This is a genomic window from Amycolatopsis rifamycinica, from assembly GCF_000695625.1.
Lineage (GTDB): Bacteria > Actinomycetota > Actinomycetes > Mycobacteriales > Pseudonocardiaceae > Amycolatopsis > Amycolatopsis rifamycinica.
This window is the reverse complement of record NZ_JMQI01000008.1, coordinates 1-20,269: the sequence shown is the minus strand read 5'-3', so window position 1 is coordinate 20,269 and position 20,269 is coordinate 1. Positions and strand designations below refer to the sequence as shown.

The 20,269-nt window shown below is 70.7% G+C and carries 23 protein-coding genes; 13 read left to right on the top strand and 10 right to left on the bottom strand.

What is annotated here, in order from left to right; genetic code table 11:
* Window positions 1-17: 17 nt before the first annotated feature.
* Entirely contained in the window at window positions 18-881 is an 864-nt protein-coding gene (locus DV20_RS04040) for a carbohydrate ABC transporter permease (RefSeq protein ID WP_043776508.1), read from the bottom strand.
* Window position 882: 1 nt separating this feature from the next.
* Entirely contained in the window at window positions 883-1,812 is a 930-nt protein-coding gene (locus tag DV20_RS04035; protein WP_200876348.1) for a carbohydrate ABC transporter permease, read from the bottom strand.
* Between the two features lie 181 nt (window positions 1,813-1,993).
* On the opposite strand from DV20_RS04035, the gene DV20_RS04030 reads away from it, so the two are divergent.
* Both DV20_RS04030 and DV20_RS04025 read left to right on the top strand, forming a co-directional pair.
* Window positions 1,994-2,980, top strand: coding sequence for a LacI family DNA-binding transcriptional regulator (locus DV20_RS04030; RefSeq protein ID WP_051735786.1), 987 nt, complete (start codon window positions 1,994-1,996; stop codon window positions 2,978-2,980).
* Between the two features lie 560 nt (window positions 2,981-3,540).
* Window positions 3,541-3,726 (top strand): hypothetical protein, encoded by a 186-nt coding sequence (locus DV20_RS04025; RefSeq protein WP_013229246.1) that lies wholly within the window; start codon window positions 3,541-3,543, stop codon window positions 3,724-3,726.
* On the opposite strand, the gene DV20_RS04020 is transcribed toward DV20_RS04025, so the two are convergent.
* Window positions 3,701-4,339 carry a DsbA family oxidoreductase gene (locus tag DV20_RS04020; RefSeq protein ID WP_200876347.1) on the bottom strand — a complete coding sequence of 213 codons (639 nt, stop codon included), beginning with the start codon at window positions 4,337-4,339 and terminating at the stop codon, window positions 3,701-3,703. The genes DV20_RS04025 and DV20_RS04020 overlap by 26 nt on opposite strands.
* A 74-nt stretch (window positions 4,340-4,413) precedes the next feature.
* On the opposite strand from DV20_RS04020, the gene DV20_RS04015 reads away from it, so the two are divergent.
* Both DV20_RS04015 and bdeA read left to right on the top strand, forming a co-directional pair.
* Window positions 4,414-5,013 carry a QsdR family transcriptional regulator gene (locus tag DV20_RS04015; RefSeq protein WP_043776505.1) on the top strand — a complete coding sequence of 200 codons (600 nt, stop codon included), beginning with the start codon at window positions 4,414-4,416 and terminating at the stop codon, window positions 5,011-5,013.
* A 198-nt stretch (window positions 5,014-5,211) separates the two neighbouring features.
* On the top strand, window positions 5,212-6,141 hold the full coding sequence (gene bdeA, locus DV20_RS04010) for a bis(hydroxyethyl) terephthalate hydrolase (protein ID WP_043776504.1): 930 nt from the start codon (window positions 5,212-5,214) through the stop codon (window positions 6,139-6,141).
* Here bdeA and DV20_RS44670 read toward each other — a convergent pair.
* Window positions 6,138-6,305 (bottom strand): hypothetical protein, encoded by a 168-nt coding sequence (locus tag DV20_RS44670; protein ID WP_235190697.1) that lies wholly within the window; start codon window positions 6,303-6,305, stop codon window positions 6,138-6,140. The two genes, bdeA and DV20_RS44670, sit on opposite strands and share 4 nt — an antisense overlap.
* A 147-nt stretch (window positions 6,306-6,452) precedes the next feature.
* Between DV20_RS44670 and DV20_RS04005 the strand changes: the two genes are divergently transcribed.
* Window positions 6,453-7,445, top strand: coding sequence for an LLM class flavin-dependent oxidoreductase (locus DV20_RS04005; RefSeq protein ID WP_043776534.1), 993 nt, complete (start codon window positions 6,453-6,455; stop codon window positions 7,443-7,445).
* Here DV20_RS04005 and DV20_RS04000 read toward each other — a convergent pair whose 3' ends face one another.
* The 3 genes from DV20_RS04000 to sigK form a co-directional block, all read right to left on the bottom strand.
* Window positions 7,446-8,117: a fasciclin domain-containing protein gene (locus tag DV20_RS04000; RefSeq protein WP_043776533.1), complete on the bottom strand. Its 672-nt coding sequence runs from the start codon at window positions 8,115-8,117 to the stop codon at window positions 7,446-7,448. It abuts the gene before it with no gap.
* 238 nt (window positions 8,118-8,355) lie between these two features.
* A complete protein-coding gene (locus tag DV20_RS03995) occupies window positions 8,356-9,036 on the bottom strand; it encodes an anti-sigma factor (protein ID WP_043776503.1) in 681 nt (226 codons plus the stop codon).
* Window positions 9,033-9,629 (bottom strand): ECF RNA polymerase sigma factor SigK, encoded by a 597-nt coding sequence (gene sigK / locus DV20_RS03990; RefSeq protein ID WP_043776502.1) that lies wholly within the window; start codon window positions 9,627-9,629, stop codon window positions 9,033-9,035. Before sigK ends, DV20_RS03995 begins: the two co-directional genes overlap by 4 nt.
* A 392-nt stretch (window positions 9,630-10,021) precedes the next feature.
* Between sigK and DV20_RS03985 the strand changes: the two genes are divergently transcribed.
* Together DV20_RS03985 and DV20_RS03980 are read left to right on the top strand one after the other, a co-directional pair.
* Window positions 10,022-10,435 carry an SsgA family sporulation/cell division regulator gene (locus DV20_RS03985; protein WP_043776501.1) on the top strand — a complete coding sequence of 138 codons (414 nt, stop codon included), beginning with the start codon at window positions 10,022-10,024 and terminating at the stop codon, window positions 10,433-10,435.
* 13 nt (window positions 10,436-10,448) lie between these two features.
* Window positions 10,449-11,813, top strand: a complete 1,365-nt coding sequence (locus DV20_RS03980) for a class I adenylate-forming enzyme family protein (protein WP_043776500.1) — start codon at window positions 10,449-10,451, stop codon at window positions 11,811-11,813.
* Here DV20_RS03980 and ilvD read toward each other — a convergent pair.
* Window positions 11,792-13,483 (bottom strand): dihydroxy-acid dehydratase, encoded by a 1,692-nt coding sequence (gene ilvD / locus DV20_RS03975; protein ID WP_043776499.1) that lies wholly within the window; start codon window positions 13,481-13,483, stop codon window positions 11,792-11,794. The genes DV20_RS03980 and ilvD overlap by 22 nt on opposite strands.
* Before the next feature lie 113 nt (window positions 13,484-13,596).
* Between ilvD and DV20_RS03970 the strand changes: the two genes are divergently transcribed.
* Together DV20_RS03970 and DV20_RS03965 are read left to right on the top strand one after the other, a co-directional pair.
* The gene (locus tag DV20_RS03970; RefSeq protein WP_043776498.1) at window positions 13,597-14,676 is read left to right on the top strand and encodes an NAD(P)H-dependent amine dehydrogenase family protein; all 1,080 of its coding nucleotides are present in this window, start codon (window positions 13,597-13,599) and stop codon (window positions 14,674-14,676) included.
* Entirely contained in the window at window positions 14,673-15,158 is a 486-nt protein-coding gene (locus DV20_RS03965; RefSeq protein WP_043776497.1) for a carboxymuconolactone decarboxylase family protein, read from the top strand. The genes DV20_RS03970 and DV20_RS03965 overlap by 4 nt, the downstream gene beginning before the upstream one ends.
* Window positions 15,159-15,186: 28 nt before the next feature.
* Here the strand turns inward: DV20_RS03965 and DV20_RS03960 are convergent, their stop codons facing one another.
* Complete coding sequence (locus DV20_RS03960; RefSeq protein ID WP_043776496.1) at window positions 15,187-16,740, bottom strand: GMC oxidoreductase; 1,554 nt, start codon at window positions 16,738-16,740, stop codon at window positions 15,187-15,189.
* 208 nt (window positions 16,741-16,948) lie between these two features.
* On the opposite strand from DV20_RS03960, the gene DV20_RS03955 reads away from it, so the two are divergent.
* The 4 genes from DV20_RS03955 to DV20_RS03940 all read left to right on the top strand — a co-directional run bounded on the left by DV20_RS03955 (window position 16,949) and on the right by DV20_RS03940 (window position 19,193).
* A complete protein-coding gene (locus DV20_RS03955) occupies window positions 16,949-17,317 on the top strand; it encodes an RNA-binding S4 domain-containing protein (protein WP_235190696.1) in 369 nt (122 codons plus the stop codon).
* Window positions 17,318-17,542: 225 nt separating this feature from the next.
* Window positions 17,543-18,259, top strand: coding sequence for an SDR family oxidoreductase (locus DV20_RS03950; protein ID WP_043776494.1), 717 nt, complete (start codon window positions 17,543-17,545; stop codon window positions 18,257-18,259).
* A gap of 126 nt (window positions 18,260-18,385) precedes the next feature.
* A complete protein-coding gene (locus tag DV20_RS03945; RefSeq protein ID WP_043776493.1) occupies window positions 18,386-18,874 on the top strand; it encodes a sigma-70 family RNA polymerase sigma factor in 489 nt (162 codons plus the stop codon).
* Between the two features lie 16 nt (window positions 18,875-18,890).
* Entirely contained in the window at window positions 18,891-19,193 is a 303-nt protein-coding gene (locus DV20_RS03940; protein ID WP_043776492.1) for a cupin domain-containing protein, read from the top strand.
* 4 nt (window positions 19,194-19,197) lie between these two features.
* On the opposite strand, the gene DV20_RS03935 is transcribed toward DV20_RS03940, so the two are convergent.
* A complete protein-coding gene (locus DV20_RS03935) occupies window positions 19,198-20,157 on the bottom strand; it encodes an IS481 family transposase (RefSeq protein ID WP_043776491.1) in 960 nt (319 codons plus the stop codon).
* Between the last annotated feature and the right edge of the window lie 112 nt (window positions 20,158-20,269).

Sequence of the window (20,269 nt, the reverse complement as noted above, 5' to 3'; positions counted from 1 at the left end):
GGCGGTGTGACGGCGGGTTACTGCTTAACGCTTCCGGCGCTCAGCCCGGACTGCCAGAACCGTTGCATGAGCAGGAAAGCGACGACGAGGGGAATGATGGTGAGCAACGACCCGGTGAGGACCAGGTTGAAGATCGGCTGGGCGCCTGCCCCGTTGGCCTGCGCGCTCCACTGGTTGAGCCCGACGGTCAGCGGGTACCACTTCGGTTCGCTGAGCATGATCAGCGGCAGGAAGTAGTTGTTCCACGTCTGCACCATCGTGAACAGCGTGACCGTGATGATCCCGGGGACCAGCTGGCGCAGGGTCACGGTGAGGAAGATCCGGAGCTCGCCCGCGCCGTCGATCCGCGCCGCTTCCAGCAGCTCGTCGGGGATGGCGTCGGCGGCGTAGACCCAGATCAGGTACAGGCCGAACGGGCTGATCAGCGACGGGATGATGACCGCCAGCGGCGTGTTCGTCAGCCCGAGCTTGCTGAACATCAGGAACGTCGGCACGGCCAGCGCCGTCGGCGGCACGGCCACCGCCCCGAGGACGACGGCGAACACCGCGCGGCGGCCCGGGAAGCGGTACTTGGCCAGCCCGTAGCCCGCCGCCGTGGCGAGGATCGTCGCGCCACCGGCGCCGACCACGACGTACAGCAGGGTGTTGCCGAGCCAGCGGAAGAAGATGCCGCCGTTGTAGGTGAACGTCTGGCCGATGTTGTCGAACAGCGCGAACGTGTCGCCGAAGGACAGCCCTGAGGTCGAGAACAGGGACGGCTGGGTCTTGGACGCGTTGATCACCAGCCACACCAGGGGAACCAGGGTGTAGATCAGGTACAGCGCCATGAAGCCGGTGAGGACACGGGACTTGCGGGGCTTGGTCACGGAAAAGGCAGCCACGTCACATCTCCTTCCGGGAGCCGCGCAGCTGCACGACGTAGGCGATGACCGCGGTGATCACGCCCATCACGATCGCGACGGTGGCGGAGTAGTTGTACTGCTGCCCGTTGAAGGAGAGGTTGTAGGCGTACATGTTCGGCGTGTAGAACGTCCCGATCGTGTTCGGCACCAGGTTGCGCATGATGTTCGGCTCGTTGAACAGCTGGAAGCTGCCGATGATCGAGAAGATCGTGGCGACCACGATGGCGCCCCGGATCGCGGGGAGCTTGACGGACAGGATCGTGCGGAACGTGCCGGCGCCGTCGATCGCGGCGGCCTCGAACAGTTCCTTGGGGATCACCTTCAGCGCGGAGTAGAAGATGAGCATGTTGTAGCCCACGAACTCCCACGTGACGATGTTCCCGATCGACGTGAGCAGCCAGTTCGGCGACAGCGGCTTGATGGAGTCGGTGCCGAGCAGGTGGTTCAGGTCGGCGGCGAGCCCGAAGTGGTCACCGTAGATGAAGCCCCACATCAGGGCGGCGACCACGGCGGGGACCGCGTACGGCAGGAAGATCACGATCCGGAAGAACCCGGCGGCGTGCAGCCGGGCGCTGTCGATCGCCAGGGCCGCGACCAGCGCGAGCACCAGCATGATCGGCACCTGCACGGCGAGGAACACCAGCACCCGCCGGAAGGCCTCCCAGAACTTCGGGTCGCCGAAGACCTGCACGTAGTTGTCGGCGCCGACGAAGACGGTGCCGCCGAAGAAGGCCTGGTCGCGGAAGAGGCTCAGCACGAACGCGTACACGACCGGCGCGATGAAGGTCAGCGCGAACACCAGCATGAACGGGGCGACGAAGAGCCAGCCCCGCCATTTCCGCCGCGGCCGGCGGGCCGCGGGTGCCCGGCGCGCCGGCACCGGCGCGGGCGGAGCCGCTGTGGACGTCATCGTCTCTCCGAGTGGTCACCTGAGCCGGATGCTGGACCCGGCCTCATGTTTACGTCAACATGGACGGCCGCAGAGTAACTTGTTGACGTAAACATGTCCAGGACATCCAGGAGTGACCGTGCCACCCCACTCAGTGACCCCGTCCGCTTCCGGTCGCGCCGGACGGCGGCGGGGACCGTCGATGGCGGACGTGGCCCGCGAGGCGGGCGTGTCGGGCCAGACGGTCTCCCGGGTGGCCAACGGCAAGACCAATGTGGACGACGCCACGCGCGAGCGGGTCCTGGCCGCGATGCGCCGGGTCGGCTACCGGCCCAACAGCGCGGCCCGCGCCCTGCGCAACGGCCAGTTCCGCAGCATCGGCGTGATCATTTCGGCGCTGCCGACGTTCGGCAACAGCCGCACCCTCGACGCCATCGCGGCGGCGGTCGTCCCGGAGGGGTTCTCGATCATCCTGATGCCCGTGACGCGGCCGACCCAGGGCGAGGTGACGGGCGCGTTCAGCACGTTGAACGAGCAGGCCGTCGACGGCGTCATCATCCTCATCGAGCAGCACCAGCTCGACCAGAGCGAGATCGAGCTGCCCCACGGGCTCCCGGTGGTGGTGATCGACTCGAGCGCCCGCTACGACTACCCGGTGGTGGACAACGACCAGGCCGACGGCGCGGCCCGGGCGACCAGCCACCTGCTCTCGCTCGGGCACGCCACGGTCTGGCACATCGCGGGGCCGCCGCAGTCCTACTCCGCGGAGCGGCGCCGAAAGTCGTGGCAGGCCACTTTGGAGCGCGCGGACCGCGCGGTACCACCGGTGCTGACCGGCGACTGGTCACCGGAATCGGGCTACCAGGCGGGCTTGCGCCTGGCGGCGGACCCGGCGGTGACGGCGGTGTTCGCGGCCAACGACCAGATGGCGCTGGGCTTGCTGCGCGCACTGCACGAGACGGGCAGGCGGGTGCCGGCCGAGGTGAGCGTGGTCGGCTTCGACGACATGGAGGAGTCGGCCCACTTCTGGCCCCCGCTCACCACGATCCGCCAGTCGTTCGAGGCGGTCGGCCGCCACGCGGTGAAGGCCCTCCTGACGGAGATCGAGACGGGCACGGAGGCCGGCGAACCGGTCCTGCTCCCAACGGAACTGGTCATCCGTTCCAGCACCGCCCCACCCCCCGCCTAAAGCCCGCCCCTCACCCGTGTCCGCGCAGGCATCACACGTGACTGCGCAGGCATCACCCGTGACTGGGCAGGCATCACCCGTGACTGCGCAGGCATCACACGTGACTGGGCAGGCATCACACGTGACTGGGCAGGCATCAGCGCGATGCCCCTCCAATCACGCGTGATGCCCCTCCAGTCACGAATGATGCCTCTCCAATCACGGGTGATGGCGTTCCAATCACGGGTGATGCCGCTTTGCGCACGCGGCGGCGGAGCGGTTTTGTCGGTGCTTGCCGGTAGCGTGGAAGACGGGGGGCGCCCCCGCGGGTCTGCGGGCTTAGCCGGCTTCGTCGTGGCCCGTGCCGATCGAGCCGAGCTTGCCGGTACCCGGGGCTGGGCAGCGGCGCGAGCCGGCCGGGTGGGTGCGCGGGCCGCGAGCGAAGCGGGGCGAGACGGGGAGATGGCGCGTTTCAGGGCGCGGGCACGGGGGAATTACCGGCCACCAAGCCGGAAGTCCCGGTACCGCGAACGTCGCAGTGGCGTGGACCATTCGGCTCCACCCACGGAAACGAGGCCGTCATGCTCGCCATTCTCGCCGCCGTCCTCTTCGGGCTCGCCCTGCTCATGGAGCTGGCCGGGTTCGGGCTGGGCCCGGTGATCACCACCGGGACGCTCACCACCGCCGGGCTTCTGTGCGTTGCCCTGCACCTGGCCGGTGTCGCCACCGACCGGTCGCGGTTCACCCGGCGGCGGCGTCGTCGCTGACTCGCTTCAGCACCTGCGCGAACACCTCCGGCGACTGGGCTCCCGCCACGCCGTACCGCCGGTCGATCACGAAGAACGGGACGCCGGACGCGCCGAGTGCGCGAGCCTGCTCGCCGTCCGCCGCCACTTCCGCTTCGTACGCGTCGGACTCCAGCACGGCTCGCGCCTCGGACGCGTCCAGTCCCGCTTCCGCGGCGAGCGACACCAGCGAATCGTGGTCGAACAGCGAGCGCCGCTCGGTGAAGTGCGCCGCGTAGAACCGGTCGACGACGGCGTCGGCGATGCCGTGCTCCGCCGCCAGATGGACCAGGCGGTGGCCGTCGACCGTGTTGCCCATGTGGACGCCGTCGAGGTGGTACTCGAGGCCGTCGGCGGCCGCGCGCTGCTCCATCTGCGCTTCCATCGCGTCGGCTTCTTCCAGCGTCCGGCCGTACTTCTCGGCCAGCACCTCGCGCGTCGGCCGGGAAGTGCCGCGCGGGAACGAAGGATCCAGCTGGAACGAGTGGTGCACGACGTCGACGTCGACGCCGGCTTCGGCCACCGCCCGTTCGAAGCGGCGTTTGCCGAGATAGCACCAGGGACAGACCAGATCGGACCAGATGTCTACGCGCACGAAAACCACGCTAGCCCAACGGACCGCGCGCACTTCAAGGTAACCGGCGCCCACCTGGGCACTAGGGTGAACCGGTGACCGTCTCGACCGACGACATCGTCCGGCACGCGGCCCGGCTGCTGATGACCGGGACCCGCCTCGACCTCGGCCGGATGGCGGCCGAGCTCGGGATCTCGCGCACCACCTTCTTCCGGCGCGTCGGCAACCGCGACGACCTGATGGGCGCCGGGCTGCGGCTGATGTCGGACCGGACCTGGCAGCGCGCGCTCGACGGCTGGCGCGCCCGGCACGGCGACGCGGTCCGCACGCCGGACGGCCGGCTGCGCTGCCTGTGGGTCATGGAGGAGTACCGCCGCGAGGTCGCCGCCAGCGAAGGCATGCGCAAGCTGATCGAAGCGGAGTCGGCGGTCGCCCTCCGCGTGCTGACCGATCCGCGCGGCGCCGTCCAGCCCGGCCTGGTCGACGCGCACGTCGAGCTGTTCCGCGCCGACGCCGACGCCGCCGGGCTGGCCCCGCTCGTCGGGCTGCCGGACCTGGCGTTCGCGGTGGTCCGGCTCGGTGAATCGTTCCTGTACTCCGACGTCCTGGCCGCCCGCTCGGTGGACCTGACCGTGGCGACGACGCTCGTCGACACCCTGGTGCGCGGGGCCCTGGACCCGGTCCGGGTTCACTGAGCGACCGCACAGTTCGTCAGACCACTCCCCCATTCGGAGGATGTGGAACATTTCGCCAAGGTGTTTCATAGGCCTCGGGAAAGCGGTTACCCCGCACCCCGCCCGCGGCACCCGTTTCCGTTGCCGTGCACTCGATCCACCGATCCGCCCGTCTGTGTCCGGGCGTACTTTCGCCTGCCCGGGGAAAGAGAGCGATCCATGTCTGCACTCATCAGCCCGCCGACGACGTCCGGCCCGAGTGGGAAAATTTCCCGCCGCCGTGGGTGGCGGGGCAAGGCCGCCGGCGTGGTGCTGGCCGCCTTGGCGGTGACCACGGCCGTCGCCGCGCCGGCGCCCGCCGCCGAAAACCCGTACGAGCGGGGCCCCGCCCCGACCACGTCCAGCATCGAAGCCAGCCGCGGCTCGTTCGCGACGAGCACCGTCACGGTGTCGCGGCTGGCCGTCTCCGGCTTCGGCGGCGGCACGATCTACTACCCGACGACCACGACCGCCGGCACGTTCGGCGCCATCTCGATCGCGCCCGGCTTCACCGCCACCCAGTCGAGCATCGCGTGGCTGGGCCCGCGGCTGGCCTCGCAGGGCTTCGTGGTGTTCACCATCGACACCCTGACCACCTCCGACCAGCCCGACAGCCGCGGCAGGCAGCTGCTGGCCTCCTTGGACTACCTGACGCAGCAGAGCTCGGTGCGCGCACGCATCGACAGCAGCCGGCTCGGCGTCGTCGGGCACTCCATGGGCGGCGGCGGCACCCTCGAAGCGGCGCGTTCGCGGCCGTCGCTGCAGGCCGCGGTGCCACTGACCGGCTGGAACCTGACGAAGAACTGGTCGACGCTGCGGGTGCCGACGCTCGTCGTCGGGGCGCAGTCGGACACGATCGCGCCGGTGGCGTCGCACTCGATCCCGTTCTACACGAGCCTTCCGTCCACACTGGACCGCGCGTACCTCGAACTGCGCGGGGCCAGCCACTTCGCGCCGAACACCGAGAACACGACGATCGCGAAGTACACGCTGTCCTGGCTCAAACGGTTCATCGACAACGACACCCGGTACGAGCAGTTCCTCTGCCCGATCCCGAGCACCAGCCTGTCCATTTCGGACTACCGGGGCAACTGCCCGCACAACGGCTAGGCGGATCGGCCGGGCACGCCGAGGGTCACGACGACCTTGCCCTCGGCGTGCCCGGCCGGCTGCACCCAGCGCCCCGCCGGGCCGCCGACGGCGGCGAACCTGCCGTCGCGCGAGAGCACCCGGCGGCAGGCGAACACCGAGTGGCCGCCTGCGAAATCGCCCACGACCACCCGGACTCGACCCTGGGCTGGTGCGACGACCAGGCCGAGTACGAGTTCGGCCTGGACCTCACCCTCGACGGCCTCGACCGGCGGCGGGAGGGTTGGCCCACCCAGTGGAACACCCCCGCGCCCGGGGGCAGAATCGGCTGCGTGTCACGACCACTGCGGAAGCTCGGCTTCCTGACCATCGGCCTGTTCGACGCGGCCGACCCACGCCGGGGCCACGAATCGACGCTGGAGATCATCGAGCTGGGCGAACGGCTCGGGTTCGACAGCGCCTGGGTGCGCCACCGGCACCTTCAGCACGGCATCTCCTCGCCGGTCGCCGTGCTGGCCGCGGCGACCCAGCGGACCAGCCGGATCGAGCTGGGCACCGCCGTGATCCCGCTCGGCTGGGAGAACCCGCTGCGGCTGGCCGAGGACCTCGCCACCGTCGACCTGCTCTCCGGCGGGCGGCTCAACCCGGGCCTCAGCGTCGGCCCGCCGATGCGCTGGGACGAGGTCAAGCACGCCCTCTACCCGGACACCGCCGACGTCGAGGACTTCTCCTACGAACGCGTCCGGCGGTTCCTGGATTTCGTGCGCGGCGAGCCGGCGACGGGGTTCAGCGGCACCGCGGGCTTCGAGGTGTTCTCCGACCGCGTCCAGCCGCAGTCGCCCGGGCTCGGCGACCGGCTCTGGTACGGCGGTGCGAGCCTGCGCTCGGCGGAGTGGGCGGGCGAGCACCGGATGAACTTCCTGACCAGCAGCGTGGTCAAGGCCGAAGGCGAATCCACGGACTTCGCCGAGATCCAGCTCTCGCACATCCGGACCTTCCTCGAGCACCACCCCGCCGGCCGCGTCTCCCAGGGCCTGGTCGTGATCCCCACCGACAGCGCGACGCCGGAACAGCGCGCGAAATACGAAGCCTACGCGGAGAAACGGCTGCCCCGCACCGCGGAACCGCAGGGCCCCGCGCGGATGCTGTTCTCCCCCGACTTCGTCGGCACGTCCGCGGAAATCGCCGGACGGCTGCACGAACACGCGGCGTTCCGCGAAGTCGACGAGGTGGCTTTCGCCCTGCCGTTCACCTTCGAGCACGAAGATTACGTGCAGATCCTCACCGACATCGCGGAACGCCTGGGGCCGCTGCTGGGCCGTTGACTACTTGTTGGTGCCCGGGGTCAGCACCTTGTCGATCACGAAGACCGTGGCGTTCTTCGTGGGAATGTTGCCGCACAGGATCTTCGCGCCGTTGACGGTCATGTTCTCGCCCGAGCCCTCGATCTTCAGCGGCCCGCCCGCGGTGTTCAGGGACTCCAGCGAACCGGCCGAGGCGAGGCCCTTGGCGTCGTAGCGCTTGCCGACCACGTGGTACTGCAGAATCGGCGACAACTCGGCGGGCTTGCCGGCCAGCTCGTTGAACTTGGCGTCACCGAGGGCGGCGAACGCCGGGTCCGCCGGCGCGAAGACCGTGATGGCCTCCTGGCTGTTGAGCGTGTCGACCAGGTTGGTGGCCTTGACCGCCGCCACCAGCTTGGTCAGCAGCGGGTTGGTCGACGCGGCCGAAGCGACCGGCTGCGGACCCATCGAGTCCAGCGAACCGGGCGCGGAACCCTGCGGCAGCTGCGAACACGCCGGCCCGAACACGTCGGCGTTGGTGGTCACGCCGTTGCCGGCGCCGGACGCCATGCTGGTGGCCGGCGCGGGCACCGACGACGACGGCATCGAGCTGCTGGAACTGCCCGACGAAGCGGTGTCGCTGCTGCTGCACGCGGTCAGCGACAGGGCGGCGACGGCGACGGCGCCGATTCCGGCGACACGGAGCTTGGTCACGAAAATCACTCCCATAAGCGGCTGAGAACTGCTTCTTGCCCTTGATTCGGACCTACCGGGAAATCGGTTTGCCCCCATTCGGGTGATCCGGGTCACCGCGTCGTGAACGTTTCTGTCGGTCACCCGTCAGAAGAACGGGTGCGACGCGCACTTTTCCGGAATAACCGGTTTCAAACGCCCTCCGACGTATTTATGCACCGGCGGCTTCACCGTCGAGCGCTCGTCCGAGGGCCGGAGGTCAGGCGAGGTCGATCCGGGTGACGGCGGGGGTCGTCGGGCCGGGCGAACCACCGGCGGGCTCGACGGTGATCCCGATCCGGTCGACGTCCGGCGGGAGGTCGGCCACGAGCATCCGCTGCGACGCCTCGGACGTCATGACCCCGGCCGACCGGGCGCCCCCGGTGCCGATGAGCCACACCTGGTAGACGTGGCCGGCGTCGAGCGCGGGCAGGTCCGACGCGAGCAGCACGGCCTGGTTCCGGCTGCGCGAGACGACGAGCGTGGCGTGCCCTTCGCCGTCGCCCTGGACCGCGGCCGCGTCCGGGGCGCTCAGCACCGAGTCCACGGGCGCGGGGGCCCGGCCGACGCCGAGCACGACCGCCACCACGGCCGCGGCGGCCGCGCCGAAGAGCGAGATGCGCAGCTGCCACGTCTTGGCCCGGTTCAGCCGGCGGACCACCGGCACCTTCGGCGGCAGCTGGCGGGTGCGGGCCACGTCGGCGAGCACCAGAGCCTTCAGCGACGGCGGCGGGGCGATCGCGGCGGCCACGGCGAGCCGGGCTCCGGTCGCCCGCAGCTCCGCCACTTCCTGGCGGCAGGCGGCGCATTCGCCGAGGTGCCGCTCGAACTCCGAACGGTCCGCTTCGGACACGGCGTCCAGGGCGTACGCCCCGGTCAGGGTGTGCAGCTCGGCGGTCATCGGTCCACCCCCAGGCAGTCGCGCAGCCGGATCAGGCCGTCGCGGATGCGGGTCTTGACCGTGCCCGGGGCGACCTGCAGCACCTCGGCGACCTCGGGATAGGTGTAGCCGTTGTAGTAGGCCAGCACGATCGATTCGCGTTGCAGGTCGGTGAGCGCGGCCAGGCACTGCCGCACCCGCTGCTGCTCCAGACCGGCCAAAGTGGACTCGGTGACCTCGTCGAACGGCCGCCGCACGTCCATCAGCCCGGCCCGTTCCTCGCGGTCGGCACCGGCCTGGTGCGAGCGCACGCGGTCCACGGCCCGCCGGTGGGCGATGGTCAGCACCCACGACAGCGCGCTGCCGCGCTCCGGCTCGTACCTCGTGGCCTTGCGCCACACTTCCACCAGTACCTCCTGCGCCACTTCCTCGGCCTGCGCGTGATTGCGCAGCACGCGCGTCGCGAGGCCGAGCACCGGACCGGCGACGAGGTCGTAGAGTGACGCGAACGCCGTCTCGTCCCCTGCCGCGACGCGCCGGAGCAGTTCGTCGGCGCTCGGCGCGGTCGCCGGCGCCTCATCCGGTTGCAGCCGCAACCGCCCACGCTCACCCATGCCCGGCACCCTCCGCTTCACCCCTGCTTGTGCCAGGGGTTCGCGGCCGGGCGGCCGCCCGGACTGGTGCCCGGTGACCCATCCCACCCGGACGGCGCAAATCCGGCACCGGGACCCATCCGGCGGCGGCGCGGCTCCGAAAGACCGTTCCGGCGGACTCTTTCGGGACGTCCTGGGTCCGGAACGAGTCAGTCAAGACGCCGGGCTGGAGCTCAGTTACCGGCGGTGACCGTGCGTGATGGAGTTGCCCGTTCGGCCACGCCGGCGGTGACCTCGGCCACTTCTTGATCACCCTCGCGTGTGAAAGTTTTTCAGAACGCTGGGCGTTGAACTGACTATGGGTTATCCCTGGAACCAGACGAAGTTAACCGACGAGTAGCAAAGGCGGTCCCATGACGGACCCGTACAGCGTGACCAATGCCCGCATCGATTTCGCCCTGCGTACCTTCGGGGCGGAGCCGCGACCGGTGCCGGCCGAGCTGGAGTACGACACCCGCGATCCGTACGCGGTCGCCGTGGTGCTGCACGCCGGCCCCAGCGCGGTCCGGTGGCTCTTCGGCCGCGACCTGCTGGCCGACGGCCTCCTCGCCCGCTGCGGCGACGGCGACGTGCGCATCGGCCCGGCCGGCGACCCCGCGCTGGTCGTCGTGGAGCTCAGCTCCCCCGACGGCGCCGCGGTGCTCGAAGCACCCGCGAAGGAGATCGCGGCCTTCCTCGACCGCACCTACGACGTCATCCCGGCCGGCAGCGAGACCGACTGGTTCGACTTCGACGAGGAACTCGCGAAGCTTTCCTACCAGGACTGAGTACCGTCCCCGGGTGAGCTTCTTCCTGACGAAGGTCCTCGCCGCCCTCGACGACGGCGGCGCGCACCCCCTCTTCATCCAGGACGGCGTCACCACCTACCACCAGGCCCGCGACCGGCTGCGCCGCCTCCACGGCGGACTGGGCGGCACCGGAACCGTCGCCGTCGATCTGCGCAACCGGCCCGAGACGGTCCTCGTCCAGCTCGCGGCGCTCCTGCGCGGCGCGACCGTGCTCATGGTCCCGGCCTCCGCGCCGGTCCGGGACCGGCTCGCCGCGGCGAGCGGGGCCACCGTCGTCACCGACCGGCCGCGCGACTGGCCCGCGGGCGACGTCCGCACCCTCGACGACCTCGACGCCGAACCGGCGCCACTCGACCCGCCGGAAACGGTCCGCCTGCTCTTCCCCACCGGCGGCACCACCGGCACCCCGAAACTGATCCGGCACAGCGGCATCTACGACGGCATGGCGCACCTCTTCACGCCGTCACCGAACGGCCCGGGCCGCACGCTGCTGGTCGCCCCGATGACGCACATGACCGGCAACGCCACCGTGCTCGGCGCGCTGCTGCGCCGGGACACCGTGGTCGTCCACGACGGTTTCGACGCGGCGGCGGTCCTCGACGCGATCCAGGACCACCGCATCGACACGCTGTCACTGACGCCACCGCGGCTGGCCGCCGTCCTGGACCACCCGAGGCGCCCGGAAACCGACCTCACCAGCGTCCGCTCGCTCTCCCTGGGAGCCGCGCCGCTGCCGCCGCACCGGCTCGCGCAGGCCCTCGACGTCTTCGGGCCGGTCGTCGGCCAGGGCTACGGCCTCACCGAGGCGCCGATGATCGCGAGCATCTCCGCCGCCGAGCTGCTCGACCGGCCGGAGCGGCTGGGCTCGGTCGGCCGGATCGTGCCGGGCATGGAGGCGCGCCTCACCGGCGGCGAGGTCGAGGTCCGCGGACTGGCCATGATGGATGGTTATCTCGGCGGCCCGGACATCGGCGCGGGCTGGCTGCGCACCGGCGACCTCGGCCGCTTCGACGACGAGGGCTACCTGTACCTGCTCGACCGCGCGGACGACGTCGTCGTGGCCGGCGAGCACGGCACGAAGGTCCCCACCACCGTCGTCGAACACGCGCTGGAAACGCACCCGGCCGTGCGGAACGCGGCCGTCTTCGGCGTCCCGGGCCCGGACGGCCGGTTGCTGCACGCCGTCGTGGTCGCCTCCGGCGAAGTGACCGAAGACGACCTCAAAACCCACGCGCGGGACGCCTTCGGCCAGGAGCACTACGTCCCGGCGGCCGTGGACTTCGTCGACGCGCTGCCGCTCACCGACGTCGGCAAGGTGGACAAGCGCGCCCTCGTTCAGCTCGTGACGGCCCCGTAGGACGACGACCGCACCAGCTTCACGTACTTGCCGAGCACTCCGTCCGGGTACTTGGCCGGCAGCGGCTGCCAGCCCTCGCGGCGCCGGGCCAGCTCGGCCGCGTCGACCAGCAGGTCCATGCTGCGCGCCTTGATGTCCACGGCGATCCGGTCGCCGGTGCGGACGAAGGCGATCGGCCCGCCGTCGACCGCCTCCGGCGCGACGTGCCCGATGCACAGGCCGGTGGTGCCGCCGGAGAACCGGCCGTCGGTCAGCAGCAGGACGTCACGGCCCAGCCCGGCGCCCTTGATGGCCGCGGTGATCGCCAGCATCTCCCGCATCCCCGGGCCGCCCTTGGGTCCTTCGTAGCGGATGACGATGACGTCGCCGGCCTCGATGCGGCCCTCGTTCAGCGCCGCCATCGCCTCCTGCTCGCGCTCGAACACCCGCGCCGGGCCCTCGAAGCTGGCCGTGTCGAAGCCCGCGGACTTCACGACCGCGCCTTCGGGGGCGAGCGAGCCGCGCAGGATGGTGATGCCGCCGGTCGGGTGCAGCGGGTTGTCCAGGGGCCGCAGGACCTCGCCGTCGATCGGGTCCGGGTCCAGCTCGGCGAGGTTCTCGGCCACCGTGCGCCCGGTGACGGTGAGCGCGTCGCCGTGGATCAGGCCCTCGTCCAGCAGGGCCTTCATCAGCACCGGGATGCCGCCGTGGCGGTCGATGTCCTGCATCACGTACTTGCCGAACGGCTTGAGGTCCCCCAGGTGCGGGACGCGGTCGCCGATGGTGTTGAAGTCGTCCAACGTCAGCTCGACCTTGGCTTCGTGCGCGATGGCCAGCAGGTGCAGCACGGCGTTGGTCGAACCACCGAGGGCCATCACGACGGTGATGGCGTTCTCGAACGCCTCCCGCGTGAGGATGTCGCGCGCGGTGATGCCGCGTTCGAGCAGCCCGACGACGGCTTCCCCGGACAGGTGCGCGTAGTGATCGCGGCGGCGGTCCGCGGACGGCGGCGCCGCCGACCCCGGCATGCTCATCCCCATCGCCTCGGCCGCCGACGCCATCGTGTTCGCGGTGTACATGCCGCCGCAGGCGCCTTCACCGGGGCAGATGGCGCGTTCGATGCGGTCGAGGTCGGTGGTCCCGAGCCGCCCGGCCCGGCACGCGCCGACCGCCTCGAAGGCGTCGATGATGCTGACGTCCTTTTCCGTGCCGTCGGTGAGCTTCACCCAGCCGGGGGCGATCGTGCCCGCGTAGAGGAACACCGACGCCAGGTCGAGGCGCGCGGCGGCCATCAGCATGCCCGGCAGCGACTTGTCGCAGCCGGCCAGCAGGATCGAGCCGTCGAGCCGCTCGGCCTGCATCACCGTCTCGACCGAGTCGGCGATGACCTCGCGCGAGACCAGCGAGAAGTGCATGCCGTCGTGGCCCATGGAGATGCCGTCGGACACCGAGATGGTGCCGAACTGCAGCGGGTAGCCGCCGGCCGCGTGCACGCCTTCCTTCGACGCCTGGGCCAGCCGGTCCAGCGACAGGTTGCACGGCGTGATCTCGTTCCACGAGCTGGCGACGCCGATGATCGGTTTCGTCCAGTCGCCGTCACCCATCCCGACCGCGCGCAGCATGCCTCTGGCGGGCGCGGCCTCGATCCCGTCGGTCACCGTGCGGCTGCGGGGCTTCGGGTCGATCGTCATCGCGGGCCTCCGATACGACGTTCGGGCGCTGGTCATGTTACCAACGCTCGCGCGGTCCGCTGGCCGGAACGAAGTCCTACCCGCACCCGCGCGAACCGGCGAAAACTCGGGCCATGATCGCCACAGTGGTGTGGGGCACGGGCAACGTCGGCCGTGCGGCAATCCGGGCCGTCGACGCCCACCCGGCGCTGGAGCTCACCGCGGTGCTCGTCCACGACCGGGCGAAGGTCGGCAAGGACGCGGGCGAGCTGGCCGGGCTCGGTTCTTCGCTGGGTGTCGCCGCCACCGACGACATCGAGGCCGTGCTGGCGGCGAGCCCGCGGGCGGTCGTGTACGCCGCTTCGGGCGACGTCCGGTTCGACGACGCGCTCGCCGACATCGTGCGGGCGGTCCGGGCGGGCGCGGTCGTCGTGACGCCGGCCCTCTACCCCCTCTACGACCAGCGGAACGCGCCCCCGGAACTGCGGGACCCGGTGCTGGCCGCCATCGAGGACGGCGGCGGCTCGCTGTTCGTCTCCGGCGTCGACCCGGGCTGGGGCAACGACGTGCTGCCGCTGCTGCTCAGCGGGCTCGGCACGGACGTCGACGTCGTCCGCTGCCAGGAGATCTTCGACTACTCGACCTACGAGCAGCCCGACTCCGTCCGGTACCTGGTCGGGATGGGCCAGCCGATGGACTACGACCCGCCGATGCTGATGACCGGCGTGCCGTCGATGGTGTGGGGCGGGCAGGTCCGGCTGATCGCGCGCGGCCTCGGCGTCGAGGTGACCGAGCTGCGGGAGACCCTGGACCGGCGTCCGCTGGACGAGACCGTCACCACGCGGACCATGGGCGAGTTCGAGAAGGGCACGCAGGGCGCGGTGCGGTTCGAAGTGCAGGGCATCGTCGGCGGCGAGCCGCGGATCGTCATCGAGCACGTGACGCGCATCCACCCGTCGTGCGCGCCCGACTGGCCGGCCCCGCCCAGCGGCGATGGCGCGCACCGCGTGATCATCGAGGGCCGGCCGCGCATCGAGGTCACCGTCGAGGCGACCGACGAAGGCGAGAACCGGTCGGCGGGCGGCAACGCCACCGCCGTCGGCCGCCTGGTCGGCGCCATCGACTGGCTGGCCGCGGCGGAACCCGGCCTCTACGACGCACTCGACGTCCCGCTGCGCCCGGCGGCGGGCAAGCTCGGAAGGAGCCGTCCGTGAACATCGACATCCCCGCGGGCAAGGACCCGATCGGGTACGTCTGGGGCGAACTGGTGCCCGGCATCGGGATCGCCGCGTCGCAGTTCTCGCTGGCGGTGTACGAGCACACGACACTGGGACTGCGGGAGTTCGAGGCCGCGCGGCTGCGGATCGCGCAGATCAACGGCTGCGTCTTCTGCCTGGACTGGCGCACCGAACGCGACGGGCAGAAGGTCGAAGCGGAGTTCGCCGACGCCGTCCTCGAGTGGCGCACCACGGACCGCTTCGACGAGCGGACGCGGCTCGCGGCCGAGTACGCCGAGCGGTACGCGACCGACCACCACCACCTCGACGACGAGTTCTGGAAGCGGATGTCCGCGTCGTACAGCCAGCAGGAGATCGTCGAGCTGAGCATGAGCCTCGGCGCCTGGCTGGCGTTCGGACGACTGAATCACGTCCTCGGCCTCGACACCGTCTGCGTCCTGCCCTCCCACCGGTCGTGAGGGGCGGGCGCCCCTCACGACCGCGGGCTCAGAAGTCCTGCGCGATGATCTTCTCGATGTTGCGTTCCGCCAGCGCGGTGATGGTGACGAACGGGTTGACGCTGGTGTTGCCCGGGATCAGCGAGCCGTCGATCGCGTACAGGCCCGGGTAGCCGGCGAGCCTGCCGTAGTTGTCGGTCGCCTTGCCGAGCACCGCGCCGCCGAGCGGGTGGTAGGTGAGATGGTCGCCCCAGATCTTGTACGTGCCGAACAGGTCGGTCCGGTAGATCGTGCCCTCGGTCGCGTTGATCTTGTCGAAGATGGTCTTCGCCATGTCGATCGACGGCTGCTTCCACGCCGTCTGCCAGTTCAGGTCCACGGTCCGGGTCGAGGGGTTCCAGCTGAACTGGCCCCGGTTCGGGTTCTTCGTGATCGACAGGTAGAACGACGCCCACGTCTCGATCCCGGTCGGCAGCGGCGCCACTTCGGCGAACGCGCCGCCCGCGGCCCAGTTGTCGATGCCACCGCACGGGATGGTCGACTGGGAGGCCCCGGTCGGATCCCAGATGTGGTTGGCGCGCCCGCACATCACGTTCCCGTTGTCGCCCCAGCCCTTGCCGACCTCGCCGTTCAGGTTCGGCAGCGCGCCGGTCGCCTTGAGCTTCACCAGCAGCTTGCTCGTGCCGACGCTGCCCGCGGCGAAGAACACCGTGTCCGCCGTGACGGTCTTGATCGCGGACACCGCACCGGCGGTGGTGAGCTGCTCGATGGTCACGGTGTAGCCGCCGCCGGACGCGGGGAGCACCTGGGTCACGCGGTGCAGCGGCGAGATGGTGACCCGGCCGGTCGCGGCGATCTTCGGCAGGTAGGTCTTCTGCAGCGACTTCTTGCCGTAGTTGTTGCCGTACAGGATTTCCGCGGCCAGCGCCGACTTCGGGACGGTGCCCGCCGCCTCCCGCTCCATGTAGTCCCAGTCGTACACGTCCGGCACGAACACGAACGGGAACCCGGACCGCTGGGCCTGTTTCCGGCCGACGCGGGCGAACTGGTACCAGTCGGTGGTGTCGAACCAGGCCGGGCGGACGTTCGCGACCCCGAGGCCGGCGTTGGCCCGCGGGTAGTAGACGTCGTACATCTCGTTCGCGTCGACCGTGGGGAGGATCGCGCCGAAGTTCTCCCGTTTCGGCGTGACGGCCATGCCGCCGTTGACGAGCGAGCCGCCGCCGACGCCGCGGCCCTGGTACACGGTGATCCCGCTGAACTCCTCGGCGTCGAGGATGCCCGTGTAGCGCGGGATGTCCTTGTCGATGGGGAACCCGAGGAAGTTGGACAACGGCTGCTTCGTCTTGGTGCGCAACCAGAACGAGCGCTGGTCGGGGTTGGTGATGGTGCAGAAGACCTTGCCGTCCGAGCCGGGGGTGTCCCAGGCCATGCCCATTTCGACCAGCTGCACGTCGACGCCGGCCTGCGCGAGCCGCAGCGCGGCGACCGAACCGCCGTAGCCCGACCCGATCACCAGCGCGGACACGCGGGCGCCGTCGGTGACGGCGGCCGCCTGCGCCGGCGCCGCCGTCGCTCGGCCGGCCAGCGCGGCACTCGCCAAGATAGAACCAGTTCCAGCAATGAAGAGACGACGGGATACGGACGCAGAAGTTGTTCTCCACACGGGTTCGCCACTCATGTGTTGTCCTCACCGTTGAGGTATTTTAGAACAAGTTATAGCCGCGCGGTACAGACAAGTCGACATATACCCACGAGTAACCTGGCCGCGTCGGGGGCCGGTGCCGCTGAATGGGCCATGATGGACGACTGTGGAGTCCACCCGAGTGGACCGCTGGCTCTGGGCGGTCCGGCTGACGAAGACCCGCCCGGACGCGGCGGCGGCCTGCCGCGGCGGCCACGTGCGCGTCAACGACAAACCGGCCAAGCCGGCGACCACGGTCGTCCCGGGCGACGAGGTCCGCCTGCGCGTCGGCGGGACGACGAAGATCTTCGACGTGGTCCGCGTGATCCAGAAGCGCGTGGGCGCCCCCGACGCGGCGACGTGCTACGTGGACCGCACCCCGAAGCCACCCCCGGAGACGGCGATCCCGGTCGCCCGCCGCGACCGCGGCACGGGCCGGCCGACCAAAAGGGAGCGTCGCGTGCTCGACGCGTTCCGGTCGCGGCAGGAGCCGTGAAGACCACCGGCCCGTAGTACGCACCAGGCGCTCGAATCACCGGCGGAGTGCCTCGGCGGGTTCATCTTCGCCGAGCAGTGCCGGCGCCTCGACGAGCTCGTGGCGGTACACCGCGGTCAGGAGCGCTTCCCGGCTGGGAAGTGCCGGTAGAGCACGCCTGGCCAACCGGACAACTGTCCGCTAACGTTGAAGCGGACAGTTGTCCACTTACTTTCGAGGAGCGTCATGATCGAGAACAAGGTCGTCGTGATCACCGGGGCGAGCAGCGGGATCGGCGCGGCGACGGCCACCCTGCTGGCCGAGCGCGGCGCGAAGGTCGTGCTCGGCGCGCGGCGCAAGGACAGGCTGGACGCGCTGGCCGGGCGGCTGGGCGCGATCAGCCTGCCGACGGACGTCCGGCGCCCGGAAGACGTCGCCGCGCTGGTGCGGCTGGCGCGGGAGACGCACGGCCGGCTGGACGTCCTGGTCGGCAACGCCGGGGTGGGGCCGATCTCCCCGCTGGACTCCCTGCGCGTCGACGACTGGGACACGATGATCGACGTCAACGTCAAGGGCGTCCTGCACGGCATCGCGGCGGCCCTGCCGGTGTTCCGCGCGCAGGGCTTCGGCCAGTTCGTGCACACGGCCTCGACGGCGGCGTACCGCACGGTGCCGACGATGGCGGTGTACGCGGCCACGAAGACGGCGGTCCGCACGATCTCCGAAGGCCTGCGCCAGGAAGCGGGCCCGGACCTGCGCGTCTCGCTCGTTTCGCCGGGCTTGATCGCGACGGATTTCATCGACGGCATCCCGGAGGCGGAGGTCCGCGACCGGCTCGTGGAGAGCCGCGACGCGGTCGCCATCCCGCCGGAGGCGATCGCCGGCGCGATCGCGTTCGCCATCGACCAGCCGGCGGAGGTGGACGTCAACGAGATCGTCGTGCGGCCGACCGCGCAGGACTAGGTCATTTCGCCCGTCGGCCAAGGGATCGTCGCCGCGGTCGCGGTGTTCCCGGAAATAGCCGGGAATCCGCGCCGCCCGGGTCCGTCTCCGTGGAATGGGGGTAGTTCCCCCGCACGGAGGGAAGCCATGACCACCATCTCGGACCACCTGCTGGCCGAAGCCAGGCCGCTCGTGGTGCGCTACTGCCGCGCCCGGCTGGACCCCGATTCGGCCGACGACGTCGTCCAGGACGTCTGCGTCGCCCTGCTCAAGGCGCTGCCGCGGCGGTCGCCGGAACGGCCGTTCCCCGACTTCGTCTGCGGGATCGCGCGGATGAAGGTCGCGGCCGCGCGCAAGGCGGCCGCCCGGCAGGACGAACCGGTCGCCGAGCTGCCCGACGAACCCGACTCTTCGCTGGGGCCCGAGCACCACGCGTTGCGACGCGAACTGCGCGAGCGGATGGCGAACCTGCTGGGCGTGCTGCCGCGCCGGCAACGGGAGATCGTCGTGCTGCGGGTGGTCGTCGGCCTGTCGGCGGAGGAAACCGCGGCCGCCGTCGGCTCGACGCCGGGCGCGGTCCGCGTGGCCCAGCACCGGGCGCTGGGGCAGCTGCGCAAGGCCGTGACCAACCCGTGAGGGCTACCCTGGCCGGGTGAGCGACAGCGAGAATTTCGAAGGACGCGACGTCGGGTCCGGAGTCTCCGTCATCCGCGAAAGCACGGACGTCGTCGGCTCCGGCCCGCGGCTGCACCGGCACCCCTACACCGAAACGTTCGTCATCATCCGCGGGCGGGCGCGGTTCACCGTCGGCGACGAGCAGCGCGACGGCGGCGCCGGGGACGTGCTCGTCGTCCCGGCCGGCACACCGCACAAGTTCGCCGTGCTCGGCCCCGGGGTCTACGAGGCCGTGCACATCCACGAAAGCGACCACTTCAGCACCGAATGGCTGGAGTGAAGGGCTAGATGTACTGACCTGTGAGGTTGGGGACGCGGCTGGCGGGTGGGTGGCCTGCGAGTGCGGTGTGTCCGCGGTGATGGTTGTAGGTGTGCAGCCAGTGTGGCAGGTCGCGGCGTCGTTCGGTCTCGGTTCGGTAGGGCTGGGCGTAGGCCCATTCTTCGAGCAGGGTGCGGTTGAAGCGTTCGACTTTGCCGTTGGTCTGCGGCCGGTAGGGCCGGGTGCGTTTGGGTGCGATCGCCGCGTCGCGCAGCGTGTCGCGCCACAGGTGTGAGCGGTAGCAGGCGCCGTTGTCGGTCAGCACCCGCCGGATGGTGATGCCGTAGCCGGCGAAAAACGCCTGGGCGCGGGCCCAGAAGGCGACCGCGGTTTCCGTGGTCTCGTCGGCATGGATTTCGGTGTAGGCCAGCCTGCTGTGGTCGTCGACGGCGTTGTGCAGGTAGGCGTAGCCGTGGCCGCGTTGACCGCTGTTGCGGCGCCCGGCGGCGCGGCCGAGGGCGCGGTGGCCGCCGCCGTCGGGGATGTTGCCCAGCTTCTTGATGTCCACGTGGACCAGGTCGCCGGGGGCGGGGTGTTCGTAGCGGCGGATCGGGGTGGCGGTGGCTCGGTCGAGGTGTGTCAGCCGGGCCAGCCGGTAGCGGGTCAGGATTCGGTGCACCGTGGAGGGGTTGAGGCCGAGCAGGTAGGCGATCCGCGCGGGTCCCCACCGGCGGATCACCCGGACCTTGATGACTCGCCGCTCGGTCCGCGTCGGTGTCCGGGCCGGACTGGTGCGGGGGCGGCTGGACCGGTCGGCCATGCCGGCTTCGCCGAGGTCGCGGTAGCGGCCGGCCCAGCGGGCGGCGGTGGAGACCGACACCTGGAACCGTTCCGCGGCCCGTCGTAGCGGCCAGCCGTCCTCGACCACACAACGGGCCAGGCGCAGTCTGCCGGTTGGGGTGAGGGGTGCGTTAGCGTGGATCACGAGGGCCTCCGTGAGGCGGGGTAGACGTCGCAATCCACACCGAACCCAGAGGCCCTCCCTCACACCAAGATCATCCAATCACGTGTCACCACGATCGCAACCTCCCCGGGCA

Excerpts from the sequence above, each read along its gene's own strand:
- DV20_RS04035 (WP_200876348.1), bottom strand. The coding sequence starts at position 1,812 with ATGACGTCCACAGCGGCTCCGCCCGCGCCGGTGCCGGCGCGCCGGGCA.
- DV20_RS04030 (WP_051735786.1), top strand. The coding sequence starts at position 1,994 with ATGGCGGACGTGGCCCGCGAGGCGGGCGTGTCGGGCCAGACGGTCTCC.
- DV20_RS04025 (WP_013229246.1), top strand. The coding sequence starts at position 3,541 with ATGCTCGCCATTCTCGCCGCCGTCCTCTTCGGGCTCGCCCTGCTCATG.
- bdeA (WP_043776504.1), top strand. The coding sequence starts at position 5,212 with ATGTCTGCACTCATCAGCCCGCCGACGACGTCCGGCCCGAGTGGGAAA.
- DV20_RS03995 (WP_043776503.1), bottom strand. The coding sequence starts at position 9,036 with ATGACCGCCGAGCTGCACACCCTGACCGGGGCGTACGCCCTGGACGCC.
- sigK (WP_043776502.1), bottom strand. The coding sequence starts at position 9,629 with ATGGGTGAGCGTGGGCGGTTGCGGCTGCAACCGGATGAGGCGCCGGCG.
- DV20_RS03985 (WP_043776501.1), top strand. The coding sequence starts at position 10,022 with ATGACGGACCCGTACAGCGTGACCAATGCCCGCATCGATTTCGCCCTG.
- ilvD (WP_043776499.1), bottom strand. The coding sequence starts at position 13,483 with ATGACGATCGACCCGAAGCCCCGCAGCCGCACGGTGACCGACGGGATC.
- DV20_RS03970 (WP_043776498.1), top strand. The coding sequence starts at position 13,597 with ATGATCGCCACAGTGGTGTGGGGCACGGGCAACGTCGGCCGTGCGGCA.
- DV20_RS03950 (WP_043776494.1), top strand. The coding sequence starts at position 17,543 with ATGATCGAGAACAAGGTCGTCGTGATCACCGGGGCGAGCAGCGGGATC.
- DV20_RS03945 (WP_043776493.1), top strand. The coding sequence starts at position 18,386 with ATGACCACCATCTCGGACCACCTGCTGGCCGAAGCCAGGCCGCTCGTG.